We start from the raw sequence: 13,608 nt of genomic DNA on the forward strand, positions 1-13,608 counted from the left end.
CTTGCTCGCGATGGCGCTGAAAGCGCCTTTTATGACGACTGATGGCGCAACGCCATAAATCAGTTTTCCTTCCAGGCCAAAGTTGGAAGGCTTCTTGCAATACCCGCCCTGCGCCGCTTCCAGGCGTCAAAAGTTTGCTTCAAGGGAACGGGGAATACCGGTGGATCGCTCTCAGTTAATCAGTACGGCTCGCACTAACCTGGCTGACCTCAGTCGGGGGAACCTGGGTGTGCCGCTGTTGCTGCTGGTCATGCTGGCCATGATGATGCTGCCGGTGCCACCGTTCCTGCTGGACGTGTTCTTTACCTTCAACATCGCCCTGTCGATCGTTGTCCTGCTGGTCTGCGTGTATGCCCTGCGGCCGCTGGATTTCGCGGTATTCCCGACCATCCTGCTGGTGGCGACCCTGCTGCGCCTGGCGCTGAACGTGGCTTCCACGCGGGTGGTGATGCTCCACGGCCAGGACGGTCACGCTGCCGCCGGCAAGGTGATCCAGGCCTTCGGCGAGGTGGTGATCGGCGGTAACTACGTGGTCGGTATCGTGGTGTTCGCGATCCTGATGATCATCAACTTCGTGGTGGTGACCAAGGGGGCCGGGCGGATTTCCGAGGTGAGCGCGCGTTTCACCCTCGATGCGATGCCGGGCAAGCAGATGGCCATCGACGCCGACCTCAACGCCGGCCTGATCGACCAGGCCCAGGCCAAGGCGCGGCGCCAGGAAGTGGCCCAGGAAGCCGAGTTCTACGGTTCCATGGACGGTGCCAGCAAGTTCGTCCGTGGTGACGCCATCGCCGGCCTGCTGATTCTGTTCATCAACCTGATCGGCGGCATGGCGGTCGGTATCTTCCAGCACCACATGTCCTTCGGCGATGCCGGTCGGGTCTACGCCTTGCTGACCATCGGTGACGGTTTGGTGGCGCAATTGCCATCGCTGTTGCTGTCCACCGCGGCCGCGATCATGGTGACCCGTGCTTCCGGTTCCGAAGACATGGGCAAGCAGATCAACCGGCAGATGTTCGCCTCGCCCCGGGCCCTGGCCGTCGCCGCCGGCCTGATGGCGGTGATGGGCCTGGTGCCGGGCATGCCGCACTTTTCCTTCCTGAGCATGGCGGCCCTGGCGGCCGGCGCCGCGTACCTGTTCTGGAGGCGCCAGAACGTGGTCAGGGTCAAGGCGCTGGAAGAGGTCAAGCGCCAGCAGGAACTGCTGCCTTCGCCGGCCCGCGCCATGGAAACCAAGGAGCTGGGCTGGGATGACGTGACCCAGATCGACATGATCGGCCTGGAAGTCGGCTATCGGCTGATTCCCCTGGTGGACCGCAACCAGGGTGGGCAACTGCTGGCGCGGATCAAGGGCGTGCGCAAGAAGCTGTCCCAGGACCTGGGCTTCCTCATGCCGACCGTGCATATTCGTGACAACCTCGACCTGGCGCCCAGTGCTTACCGGCTGACGCTGATGGGGGTGATCCTGGCCGAGGCCGAGATTTACCCGGATCGCGAGCTGGCGATCAATCCGGGGCAGGTCTATGGCACGCTCAACGGTATCACCGCCAAAGATCCGGCCTTCGGCCTGGAGGCGGTGTGGATCGAGATCAGCCAGCGCGCCCAGGCGCAGTCGCTGGGCTACACCGTGGTCGACGCCAGTACCGTGGTCGCCACCCACCTCAACCAGATTCTCTACAAGCACTCCAGCGAGCTGATCGGCCACGAAGAAGTCCAGCAGCTCCTGCAACTGCTGGCCAAGGGCTCGCCGAAGCTGGCGGAAGAGCTGGTGCCGGGCGTTCTCTCGTTGTCCCAGTTGCTCAAGGTGTTGCAGGCGCTGCTGGCCGAACAGGTGCCGGTGCGCGATATCCGCAGCATTGCCGAGGCCATCGCGAACAATGCCGCCAAGAGTCAAGATACTGCCGCTTTGGTGGCCGCGGTGCGCGTCGGATTGTCACGCGCCATCGTGCAAAGCATTGTAGGGACTGAGTCCGAGCTGCCTGTGATCACCTTGGAGCCCAGGTTGGAACAGATTTTGCTCAACAGTCTGCAGAAGGCAGGACAGGGCTCGGAAGAGGGGGTTCTGTTGGAGCCAAGCATGGCTGAAAAGCTGCAGCGTTCGTTGATCGAAGCTGCGCAGCGCCAGGAAATGCAAGGTCAACCGGTGATTCTGCTGGTAGCCGGTCCGGTCCGCGCGATGCTCTCGCGGTTCGGGCGCCTGGCGGTCCCGGGCTTGCACGTGTTGGCTTATCAGGAAATCCCTGACAACAAGCAAGTGACCATCGTTGCGACAGTAGGGCCCAACGGCTGAGGTAGTGGGTTATGCAAGTTAAGCGTTTTTTCGCCGCCGATATGCGTCAGGCCATGAAGCTGGTTCGTGATGAGCTGGGCGCCGACGCCGCCATCATTGGCAATCGCCGCATCGCTGGCGGTGTCGAGCTGACGGCTGCCCTGGATTACAAGCTGTCGGCGCTGGCGCCGCGGGTTCCGAACATGGAGCTCGAGGACGAACTGCGCAAGACTCAGTCGCGCATCGTCACCGCCCAGGCGGAACTGAGCCTGCGTGGCGATGGCGATGGCAGCACCAATCGCCAGCTGTTCGCCGGCCTGCCGCTGACCGCCGCCGAGCCGCTGATCGAACCGACGTTCAGCGAGCCCCATCGCCCGGCTCCGGTGGCCGCCGCGCCGGCTGTCGATCAGCGGGCACTGGACTCGATGCGTTTTGAACTCAACGGCTTGCGCGAGCTGCTGGAAGTCCAGCTCGGTTCCCTGGCCTGGAGCCAGCTGCAAGGCAGCCGGCCCGAGCAGGCCAACCTGTGGCGGCGCCTGCAGCGTATCGGCTTGTCCGGTCCGCTGGCCCGCGACCTGCTGGCGCTGATCACTGAAATCGACGAGCCCCGCCAGGCCTGGCGCATGCTCCTGGCCCACCTGGCGCGGATGATCGTGACCCCGGAAGTCGAGCCATTGGAAGAGGGTGGAGTGATCGCCATGGTCGGCCCCGCCGGCATGGGCAAGACCACCACCCTGGCCAAGCTGGCCGCCCGCTACGTGCTCAAGTACGGCGCGCAGAACATCGCGCTGGTGAGCATGGACAGCTACCGCATCGGCGCCCAGGAGCAGCTCAAGACCCTGGGCCGGATCCTCAACGTCTCGGTGACCCATGTCGACCCGGGCCAGTCCCTGGCGCAAGCCCTCGATCCGCTGCTGCGCAAACGCGTGGTGCTGATCGACACCGCCGGCCTGCAAGCCAGCGACCCGGCCCTGCGCATGCAGCTGGAAAGTCTGGCCGGACGCGGGATCAGGGCAAAAAATTATCTGGTATTGGCAACCACCAGCCAGAAACAGGTTCTAACCGCCGCGTACCACAGCTACAAGCGTTGCGGGCTGGCCGGCTGCATCCTGACTAAACTGGATGAAACCGCCAGCCTTGGTGAGGTGTTGAGCCTGGCGATCAGTCACGAACTCCCCGTTGCCTATCTGACCGATGGCCCGCGGATTCCGGACGATCTGCACTTGCCGCGCCGTCATCAGCTGGTCAGTCGTGCGGTGAGCGTGCAGATGCAGGAAGAACCCAGCGAAGAAGCCATGGCTGACATGTTCGCTGACCTCTACCACAACCCGACCAAGCGGGTTGGCTGAGGGAATCATGAAAAGATTGCAATGTACCTACATCGATGGTCTGCCAGGCATTGTTCCGTTGGTGAACGCGCAGCCAGTTATGTGGCCCCGTCTAAGTAAGACAAGGTAAAGAAAGAACATGGGCAGCATGCATCCCGTACAGGTGATCGCGGTGACCGGCGGCAAGGGTGGCGTCGGCAAGACTAACGTGTCAGTGAACTTGTCCCTGGCCCTAGCGGAGCTCGGCCGGCGCGTCATGCTGCTGGACGCCGACCTGGGTCTGGCTAACGTCGACGTGCTATTGGGACTGACCCCCAAACGGACCCTCGCCGACGTGATCGAGGGCCGCTGCGAGCTGCGCGATGTGCTGCTGCAGGGGCCGGGTGGAATCCGTATCGTGCCGGCGGCGTCCGGCACCCAGAGCATGGTTCATCTGAGCCCGGCCCAGCATGCCGGCCTGATCCAGGCCTTCAGCGACATCGGCGACAATCTCGATGTGCTGGTGATCGACACCGCTGCCGGCATCGGTGACTCGGTGGTCAGCTTCGTCCGCGCCGCGCAGGAAGTCTTGCTGGTGGTCTGCGACGAACCGACCTCGATCACCGACGCCTACGCGCTGATCAAGCTGCTCAACCGCGACTACGGCATGAACCGCTTCCGTGTGCTCGCCAACATGGCGCAGAGCCCGCAGGAAGGGCGCAACCTGTTCGCCAAGTTGACCAAGGTCACGGATCGCTTCCTGGACGTGGCCCTACAATATGTCGGCGCCGTGCCTTACGACGAATGCGTGCGCAAGGCCGTGCAAAAGCAGCGTGCGGTCTATGAGGCGTTTCCGCGTTCGAAATGCTCGCTGGCGTTCAAGGCCATCGCGCAGAAAGTCGATACCTGGCCGTTGCCGGCCAACCCACGTGGGCATCTGGAATTTTTCGTCGAGCGGCTAGTGCATCAGACAGCGGGACCGGTGCTATGAGCGCCAGCGGCTACAACCTTTACAAAAAGTCGGCACGTGACAGCCAGTACGAATTGATCGAGCGTTATGCGCCCCTGGTCAAGCGTATTGCCTATCACCTGCTGGCGCGCCTGCCGGCCAGTGTCCAGGTCGAAGACCTGATCCAGGCCGGGATGATCGGCCTGCTCGAAGTGTCGACCAAGTACGACGCGAGCAAGGGCGCGAGTTTCGAGACGTACGCGGGTATCCGTATCCGTGGTGCGATGCTCGATGAGGTCCGTAAAGGTGACTGGGCGCCGCGTTCGGTACATCGCAATACCCGGATGGTGAGCGATGCCATTCGCGCAATTGAAGCTAAAACCGGTCGTGACGCTAAAGATCATGAAGTTGCGGCCGAACTTCAATTGAGTCTCGACGATTATTACGGGATTTTGAACGACACCTTGGGCAGTCGCCTGTTCAGCTTCGACGACCTGTTGCAGGACGGCGAGCATGAAGGGCTGCATGAGGATGGCGCGAGTGCTCATCTCGAGCCGTCGCGCGACCTGGAGGACGAACGTTTCCAGGCCGCGCTGGCGGACGCGATTGCCAATTTGCCGGAGCGTGAGCGACTGGTCTTGGCGCTGTACTACGACGAAGAGCTGAACCTCAAGGAAATCGGTGAGGTCCTGGGAGTCAGCGAATCGCGGGTCAGCCAGTTACACAGCCAGTGCGCGGCCCGTTTGCGGGGGCGTTTGGGGGAGTGGCGAGCGCGCTGACAGGCAGTGTGGGGACACTGCGAACGAGACTGGCACGACGTTGCCGGTCTTGCGGTGTGTATTCCATGCAGTCGTTGAGTGCTCTGCCTGATTGATTGAATGGCGCGTTCAGGTGCTGGACGCGTTTAAGACTGCTTGGAGGTCGAATTGGACAAGAACATGAAAATCCTCATCGTTGATGACTTCTCAACGATGCGGCGGATCATAAAAAACCTGTTGCGTGACCTGGGGTTCACCAACACGGTCGAGGCTGACGATGGCACCACCGCCATTCCGGTCCTCAACAGTGGGAGCATCGACTTTCTGGTAACGGACTGGAACATGCCTGGCATGACCGGTATCGATCTGCTGCGCCATGTGCGCGCCGATGAAAAACTCAAGCACCTGCCGGTACTCATGGTGACCGCTGAAGCCAAGCGCGAACAGATCATCGAAGCTGCCCAGGCCGGCGTAAACGGCTATGTGGTCAAGCCCTTCACGGCCCAGGCGTTGAAAGAAAAGATCGAGAAGATCTTCGAACGCATCGGTTGAGATGTGGAACCATTCCGCCACGGGGGAGCTATGGAGCACAACGAATCTTCATTGGGCGATTTCGAATCGACCCTGAAAAAACACGCACTCGAACTGGTCGACAGCCTCGAAAAAGGCAAGTTCGGCGAAGCCGTGCAACTGATCCATGAGCTCAACCAGACCCGTGACCGCGGCCTGTACCAGGAAGTCGGCAAGCTCACCCGCGAGCTGCATAGCGCCATCGTCAATTTCCAGATTGACCCGCATATGCCGCAAGCCGAGGAAGTTTCACAGATCACGGATGCCACCGAGCGCCTGTCTTATGTGGTCAGGCTGACCGAGGCCGCGGCCAACCGCACCATGGATCTGGTCGAGAGCGCCACCCCGTTGGTCAATGGCCTGAGCAGCGAAGCCCAGGCCCTGAGCGCCGACTGGGGACGTTTCATGCGCCGCGAACTGGGCGCCGAGGAGTTCCGCGACCTGGCCCGCCGGGTGGACGGTTTCCTGACCCGCAGCGAGCAAGAGACGCGCGCGGTATCGAGCAACCTCAACGACATTCTGCTGGCGCAGGACTACCAGGACCTGACCGGTCAGGTGATCAAGCGCGTGACCCAGTTGGTCACCGAAGTCGAGAGCAACCTGCTCAAGCTGGTCCTGATGGCCAGCCAAGTCGATCGTTTTGCCGGCATCGAACATGACCGTGAATCGATCCTTGCTGAAAAAGATCCGCAAAAACATCTGGCCAAGGGTGAAGGTCCGCAGATTCATGCCGATAAACGTGAAGACGTTGTATCCGGTCAGGACGATGTCGACGATTTGCTTTCCAGCCTTGGATTTTAGGCTCAGACCTAGTAGGAGCACCCATTAATGAGCTTCGGCGCCGATGAAGAAATCCTCCAGGATTTTCTGGTTGAGGCCGGCGAGATTCTAGAGCAACTGTCCGAACAACTGGTCGAGCTGGAAAGCCGGCCGGACGATGCGGATCTGCTCAACGCAATTTTTCGCGGTTTTCACACTGTAAAAGGGGGCGCCGGCTTCCTCCAGCTCAACGAGCTGGTGGAGTGCTGCCACATCGCCGAAAACGTGTTCGACATCCTGCGCAAGGGTGAGCGTCGCGTCGACGCGGAACTGATGGACGTGGTGCTCGAAGCGCTGGACGCGGTGAACGGCATGTTCGGCCAGGTGCGCGAGCGTACCGAGATCACCGCCGCCACCCCGGAGTTGCTGGCTGCCCTGGCCCGCCTGGCCGAGCCTGCCGGAGCCGAGGAGGTCGCCGCGCCGGTGGCCGAGGTTGAGGCAGTTGTTGAAAGCGTTGCCGAATCGGCCGAAAGCGAGTCCGGCGATATTACCGACAGCGAGTTCGAGCAGTTGCTCGATTCTCTCAATGCCGCCAAGGCCGAGGCCGAAGCCCCGGCCGCTGTTGCCCCCGTTGCGCCCGCGACCGGTGGCGAAGCGGCCAGCGACGAAATTACCGACGCCGAGTTCGAGTCGCTGCTCGATCAATTGCATGGCAAGGGTCAGTTCGCACCGGATGCGGTGGCACCTTCGGCCACGGCGCCCGCGGCGGAAAAAGCCGCGGCCAGCGACGAAATCACCGATGACGAATTCGAAGCGCTGCTGGATCAGTTGCACGGCAAGGGCAACTTTGCGGTAGAGGCGCTGGATTGCGCAGTGGCAGCGGCGGTACCACCGGCTGCGCCAAGCGCGGCTGCCGCCGGTAGCGACCTGATCACCGACCAGGAATTCGAATCCCTGCTCGACGAGCTGCATGGCAAGGGCAAGTTCTCTGAAGTACCTGCTGCCGCCGCGACCAAGGGGAGCGCAACGGCGGTCACGGCCTCGGCGCCTGCCGCCGTCGCCAAGCCGGCAGCGAAGAAAGCCGAAGCCAAGGTCGAAGCGCCGAAACCAGCCGCCGCCGCTGCGCCGGCGCCTGCTCGTGCTCCGGCTGCCGCCCCGGCGGAAAAGCCGGTCAGCGAAGCCGAAACCACCGTGCGGGTCGATACCGCGCGGCTGGACGAAATCATGAACATGGTCGGCGAGCTGGTACTGGTGCGTAACCGCCTGGTGCGCCTGGGGCTCAACAGCGGCGACGAAGCCATGTCCAAGGCCGTGTCGAACCTCGACGTGGTCACGGCCGACTTGCAGACCGCGGTGATGAAGACCCGGATGCAGCCGATCAAGAAGGTCTTCGGGCGTTTCCCGCGCCTGGTTCGCGACCTGGCCCGCCAGCTCAAGAAAGAGATCAACCTGGAGCTGGTCGGCGAAGAGACCGACCTCGACAAGAACCTCGTCGAGGCCCTGGCCGACCCGCTGGTGCACTTGGTGCGCAACGCCGTCGACCACGGTATCGAGTCGCCGGAAGAGCGCGAGGAGGCGGGCAAGCCCCGTGGCGGCAAGGTGGTGCTGGCGGCCGAACAGGAAGGCGACCACATCCTGTTGTCGATTTCCGATGACGGCAAAGGCATGGACCCGAATGTCCTGCGCGCCATTGCGGTCAAGCGTGGGGTGATGGACAAGGATGCCGCCGATCGCCTGAGCGACACCGAGTGCTACAACCTGATCTTCGCCCCGGGCTTCTCGACCAAGACCGAGATCTCCGATGTATCCGGCCGCGGCGTGGGCATGGACGTGGTGAAGACCAAGATTTCCCAGCTCAACGGCTCGATCAACATCTACTCGACCAAAGGCCAGGGGTCGAAGATCGTCATCAAGGTGCCGCTGACCCTGGCGATCATGCCGACCCTGATGGTGATGCTGGGCAACCAGGCGTTCGCCTTCCCGCTGGTCAACGTCAACGAAATCTTCCACCTGGACCTGTCGCGCACCAACGTGGTCGACGGCCAGGAGGTGGTGATCGTCCGCGACAAGGCGTTGCCACTGTTCTACCTCAAGCGCTGGCTGGTCAGCTCCGCCGCTCACGAAGAGCAGCGCGAAGGCCATGTGGTGATCCTTTCGGTCGGCACCCAGCGGATCGGCTTCGTCGTCGATCAACTGGTCGGCCAGGAAGAAGTCGTCATCAAGCCATTGGGCAAGATGCTCCAGGGAACTCCGGGCATGTCTGGCGCCACCATCACCGGTGACGGCCGCATCGCACTGATTCTCGATGTTCCGAGCATGCTCAAGCGTTACGCCGCACGGCGTATTTGAATACCGGAGGGGCGGGGCCATTTGCCTTGCCCCGCCTAACGGAGTGTTTATGGCAGTCAAGGTCCTGGTGGTGGACGATTCGGGGTTCTTCCGCCGCCGCGTCTCGGAAATTCTTTCAGCGGATATCAATATCCAGGTCGTCGGTACCGCGACCAACGGCAGAGAGGCGATCGATCAGGCGCTGGCGCTCAAGCCGGACGTGATCACCATGGACTACGAGATGCCGATGATGGATGGCATCACGGCGGTGCGGCACATCATGCAGCGCTGCCCGACGCCGGTGTTGATGTTCTCCTCGCTGACCCATGAAGGCGCCCGGGTGACCCTGGATGCGCTGGATGCCGGCGCGGTGGATTTCCTGCCGAAGAATTTCGAAGACATCTCGCGCAATCCGGAGAAGGTCAAGCAACTGCTGTGCGAGAAGGTCCACAGCATCTCGCGCAGTAACCGTCGTTTCAGCAGCTACAGTGCGCCGGCGCCACTGCCGGCAGCGGCCCCTGCGCCATCGAGCCCTGGCAGTTTCAGTGGCACGGCCCCGGCGCGTCCGGCTCCGGCACCGATTGCCGCCCGTACGCCGGCCGCCGGCGCGTCGTCGCCAGCGCCCAAGCGCAAGGCCTACAAGCTGGTGGCCATCGGTACCTCCACCGGTGGTCCGGTGGCCCTGCAGCGGGTGCTGACCCAGTTGCCGGCCAACTTCCCGGCGCCGATCGTGCTGATCCAGCACATGCCGGCGGCCTTCACCAAGGCGTTCGCCGAACGCCTGGACAAGCTCTGCCGGATCAGCGTCAAGGAAGCCGAGGATGGCGACATCCTGCGTCCGGGCCTGGCATTGCTGGCTCCTGGTGGCAAGCAGATGATGGTCGACGGCCGTGGCGCGGTGAAAATCCTCCCGGGCGACGAGCGCCTGAACTACAAGCCGTGCGTGGACATCACCTTCGGTTCGGCGGCCAAGTCCTACGGCGACAAAGTTCTGGCGGTGGTGCTCACCGGCATGGGCGCCGACGGTCGCGAAGGCGCGCGCCTGCTCAAGCAGGGCGGTAGCGCGGTCTGGGCCCAGGATGAGGCGAGTTGCGTGATCTACGGGATGCCGATGGCGATCGTCAAGGCGGAGCTGGCGGATGCGGTGTACGGCCTGGACGAGATCGGCAAGCACCTGGTCGAGGCTTGTCTCTGATGGATGTTCTAAGCCTCATCGGGATCATCATGGCGTTCGTCGCCATCATCGGTGGCAACTACCTGGAAGGCGGTCATCTGTCGGCCCTGGCCAATGGTCCGGCGGCGCTGATCGTGTTGGGCGGGACCATCGGCGCGGCGTTGCTGCAGTCGCCGTTGAGCGCCTTCAAGCGGGCCATGCAGATCCTCGGCTGGATCCTGTTTCCGCCGCGGGTCGACCTGCCCGGCGGCATCGACCGCGTCGTCAACTGGAGCCTGACCGCCCGCAAGGAAGGCCTGCTGGGCCTGGAAGGCGTGGCGGATGCCGAGCCCGACACCTACTCGCGCAAGGGCTTGCAACTGCTGGTGGACGGCGCCGAGCCGGAGTCCATCCGCAGCATCCTGGAAGTGGATTTCTACACCCAGGAAAGCCGCGACATCGAAGCGGCCAAGGTCTTTGAAAGCATGGGCGGCTACGCGCCGACCATCGGCATCATCGGTGCGGTCATGGGCCTGATCCATGTCATGGGCAACCTGGCCGACCCGTCGCAGCTGGGCAGCGGTATCGCGGTGGCCTTCGTCGCGACCATCTACGGTGTGGCCAGCGCCAACCTGGTGTTGCTGCCGATCGCCGCCAAGCTCAAGTCCATAGCCTTGCGGCAGTCGCGTTATCGCGAAATGTTGCTTGAAGGAATCCTGTCGATTGCCGAAGGTGAAAACCCTCGTTCCATTGAGTTGAAGCTGCAAGGCTTCATGGACTAAGGGAATAGCCATGTCACGTCGTCGCCGGCATGAGGAACACGTCAATCATGAACGCTGGTTGGTGTCCTACGCGGACTTCATCACCTTGCTGTTCGCCTTTTTCGTGGTCATGTACTCGATCTCCTCGATCAACGAGGGCAAGTACAAGGTCATTTCCGAAGCGTTGATTGGCGTGTTCACCGACTCGGATCGCGCCCTCAAGCCGATTCCCATCGGTGAGGAGCGGCCCCATACCGTGACCCCGGCCAAGCCGCTGGTCAAGGACAGCGAACAGACCGACGCCGGTATCGCTGGTGCCAGCGACCCGCTGAAAAGCATCGCCGACGATATCAGTGCGGCCTTTGGCGACCTGATCAGCTCCAACCAGATGACCGTGCGCGGCAATGAGCTGTGGGTCGAGATCGAACTCAACTCCAGCCTGTTGTTCGGCAGCGGCGATGCGATGCCCAGCGACCTGGCGTTCAACATCATCGACAAGGTGGCGGCGATCCTCAAACCCTTCGACAACCCGATTCACGTCGAGGGTTTTACCGACAACCAGCCGATCCAGACCGCGCAGTACCCGACCAACTGGGAACTGTCGTCGGCCCGTTCGGCGAGCATCGTGCGGATGCTGGCGATGCAGGGGGTCAATCCGCAGCGCCTGGCGTCGGTCGGCTACGGCGAGTTCCAGCCGGTAGCCAATAACGCGACGGCCGATGGCCGCGCCCGCAACCGTCGGGTGGTGCTGGTGGTGTCGCGCAATCTCGATGTACGCCGCAGCCTGACAGGCACCGGCACCGCCCATGCAACACCGGATGCGGCATTGAAGCGGGCTGGCACACAAACTGCACCTACGCCAGTCAAGACGCCGGGACGCGAGAGTGCCGTCAATTCTCCGTCACCGGCTTTATAACTGGGTGCTATTTCTCGGTCGGCCCGCGCCTGCCGGGAGGAACAATCTGAATGAGAGTCTGGGCAGTTGCCAATCAAAAGGGTGGCGTCGGTAAGACCACCAGTTCCATCGCTTTAGCCGGGTTGCTGGCCGAGGCGGGCAAGCGCGTGGTCGTGGTCGATCTCGACCCCCACGGCTCCATGACCAGCTATTTCGGCTATGACCCCGACAGCCTGGAACACAGTAACTACGACCTGTTCCTGCACAAGGGCAGCGTCCCCGAGGGCTTGCCCGGGCAGTTGCTGCTGTCGACCAGCGACGAACGTATTTCCCTGCTGCCATCGAGCACCGCGCTGGCCACCCTGGAGCGCCAGTCGCCGGGGCAGAGCGGCCTGGGCCTGGTGATCGCCAAGAGCCTGGCGCAGCTGTGGCAGGATTTCGACTATGCGGTGATCGACAGTCCGCCGTTGCTCGGCGTGCTGATGGTCAATGCCTTGGCGGCGAGCCAGCAACTGGTGATCCCGGTGCAGACCGAGCACCTGGCGGTCAAGGGCCTGGAGCGCATGGTCAATACCTTGGCGATGATCAACCGCTCGCGCAAACAGGCGCTGCCGTTCAGCATCGTGCCGACCCTGTTCGACCGCCGGACCCAGGCGTCCCTGGGCACCTTGCGGGTGTTGCGCGACAAGTTCCCGGATGAGATCTGGCAGGGCTACATCCCGGTCGACACACGCCTGCGCGATGCCAGCCGGGCCGGGCTGACGCCTTCGCAGTTCGACGGCAAGAGCCGTGGCGTACTGGCCTATCGCGCCTTGCTCAAGCACTTGCTGGCCCAGCAACTTGTCCCGCAGGTGGCCTGACGTGGCGGAGCATTCAAGTCTGCTATCGGTCTGGCCGATAAACCCTACAGGTCACTGTGCTGGGTTTTATCCGTGGGCATCCTCATGAATCGTCCTGTCGACGTTACGTCCCGGCCGCAGCTGGCGCTGCAGTCCTACCTGGACGCGTTGCTGCAGGACGCCACCGAAGAAGAATTCGCGGTTCCCGAGGTGCTGCCCAAGGTTCAGGCAGCGCTGGAAGAGGTGGCGGTGTCGAGCGAGGTCCTGGATGAGTTCCAGGCCGCGGTGCTCGAAGAACAGGCCCGCGATGCCCAGGTCCAGCGTACGCCGCCAGCCGCGGTGGTTGTCGCGCCGATAGCGCGGGTCGAGGCGTCCGTGGTCGCCCCGGTGCTGGAGGCGCCCGCGCCATTGCCGGCCACCTTGTCGAGCGTTGCGCCCTTGCTGCAAGGCGTGGTCGCCCCGGTGGTCGAGGTGCATCGGCCGCCCAGCAGTACGCCACCCCCGGTGGCGGGTGACGACCGGCCGAGCTGGGCGGCGGAACCCTTCGAGTGCCTGCTGTTCGATGTCGCCGGGTTGACCCTGGCGGTACCGCTGGTCTGCCTGGGATCGATCTACTCCCTGGCGGGGCATGAACTGACGCCGTTGTTCGGCCAGCCGGAATGGTTCCTCGGGATCCTGCCGAGCCAGGCCGGCAACCTCAAGGTGCTGGATACCGCGCGCTGGGTGATGCCCGACCGCTACCGCGACGACTTCCGCCAGGGCCTGCAATACGTGATCTCGGTCCAGGGCTACGAGTGGGGGCTGGCGGTGCATCAGGTCAGCCGCTCGTTGCGCCTGGACCCGAACGAAATCAAATGGCGCAGCCACCGTGGCCAGCGGCCATGGCTGGCGGGGACGGTCATCGAGCATATGTGCGCGCTGCTGGACGTTTCCGAGCTGGCCGAGCTGATCGCCAGCGGCGGGGCGAAACACATGGCGATCAGTAAACCGGCACCGAAGCCGATATAGACCAACAACAGG

At 63.0% G+C, this 13,608-nt stretch carries 12 protein-coding genes; all 12 read left to right on the forward strand.

The genetic code is table 11. The annotated features are described in order from the left end of the window. Positions 1-160: 160 nt before the first annotated feature. The 12 genes from flhA to IF690_RS09105 all read left to right on the forward strand — a co-directional run bounded on the left by flhA (position 161) and on the right by IF690_RS09105 (position 13,596). Positions 161-2,290 (forward strand): flagellar biosynthesis protein FlhA, encoded by a 2,130-nt coding sequence (flhA, locus tag IF690_RS09050; protein WP_202699817.1) that lies wholly within the window; start codon positions 161-163, stop codon positions 2,288-2,290. 11 nt (positions 2,291-2,301) lie between these two features. Then, on the forward strand, positions 2,302-3,618 hold the full coding sequence (flhF, locus tag IF690_RS09055; protein ID WP_081362346.1) for a flagellar biosynthesis GTPase FlhF: 1,317 nt from the start codon (positions 2,302-2,304) through the stop codon (positions 3,616-3,618). A gap of 118 nt (positions 3,619-3,736) precedes the next feature. Next, positions 3,737-4,567 carry a flagellar synthesis regulator FleN gene (fleN, locus tag IF690_RS09060; RefSeq protein WP_025805213.1) on the forward strand — a complete coding sequence of 277 codons (831 nt, stop codon included), beginning with the start codon at positions 3,737-3,739 and terminating at the stop codon, positions 4,565-4,567. After that, positions 4,564-5,304, forward strand: a complete 741-nt coding sequence (gene fliA / locus IF690_RS09065) for an RNA polymerase sigma factor FliA (protein ID WP_007922505.1) — start codon at positions 4,564-4,566, stop codon at positions 5,302-5,304. The genes fleN and fliA overlap by 4 nt, the downstream gene beginning before the upstream one ends. A gap of 159 nt (positions 5,305-5,463) precedes the next feature. Then, positions 5,464-5,835, forward strand: coding sequence for a chemotaxis response regulator CheY (locus IF690_RS09070; RefSeq protein WP_003183998.1), 372 nt, complete (start codon positions 5,464-5,466; stop codon positions 5,833-5,835). Positions 5,836-5,865: 30 nt separating this feature from the next. Next, positions 5,866-6,654 (forward strand): protein phosphatase CheZ, encoded by a 789-nt coding sequence (locus IF690_RS09075; protein ID WP_009042749.1) that lies wholly within the window; start codon positions 5,866-5,868, stop codon positions 6,652-6,654. A gap of 27 nt (positions 6,655-6,681) precedes the next feature. Continuing rightward, a complete protein-coding gene (locus IF690_RS09080; RefSeq protein ID WP_202699818.1) occupies positions 6,682-8,961 on the forward strand; it encodes a chemotaxis protein CheA in 2,280 nt (759 codons plus the stop codon). Between the two features lie 49 nt (positions 8,962-9,010). Then, entirely contained in the window at positions 9,011-10,135 is a 1,125-nt protein-coding gene (locus IF690_RS09085; RefSeq protein WP_202699819.1) for a protein-glutamate methylesterase/protein-glutamine glutaminase, read from the forward strand. Next, positions 10,135-10,875 carry a flagellar motor protein gene (locus IF690_RS09090; protein ID WP_007922500.1) on the forward strand — a complete coding sequence of 247 codons (741 nt, stop codon included), beginning with the start codon at positions 10,135-10,137 and terminating at the stop codon, positions 10,873-10,875. The genes IF690_RS09085 and IF690_RS09090 overlap by 1 nt, the downstream gene beginning before the upstream one ends. A gap of 10 nt (positions 10,876-10,885) precedes the next feature. Then, entirely contained in the window at positions 10,886-11,770 is an 885-nt protein-coding gene (gene motD, locus IF690_RS09095; RefSeq protein WP_202699820.1) for a flagellar motor protein MotD, read from the forward strand. Between the two features lie 50 nt (positions 11,771-11,820). Then, a complete protein-coding gene (locus tag IF690_RS09100) occupies positions 11,821-12,609 on the forward strand; it encodes a ParA family protein (RefSeq protein WP_007922498.1) in 789 nt (262 codons plus the stop codon). Positions 12,610-12,693: 84 nt separating this feature from the next. Further along, on the forward strand, positions 12,694-13,596 hold the full coding sequence (locus IF690_RS09105) for a CheW domain-containing protein (protein ID WP_202699821.1): 903 nt from the start codon (positions 12,694-12,696) through the stop codon (positions 13,594-13,596). The last annotated feature ends 12 nt before the right edge of the window (positions 13,597-13,608 follow it).

The sequence above is a fragment of the Pseudomonas sp. SK3(2021) genome, from assembly GCF_016772375.1.
GTDB lineage: Bacteria > Pseudomonadota > Gammaproteobacteria > Pseudomonadales > Pseudomonadaceae > Aquipseudomonas > Aquipseudomonas chlororaphis_I.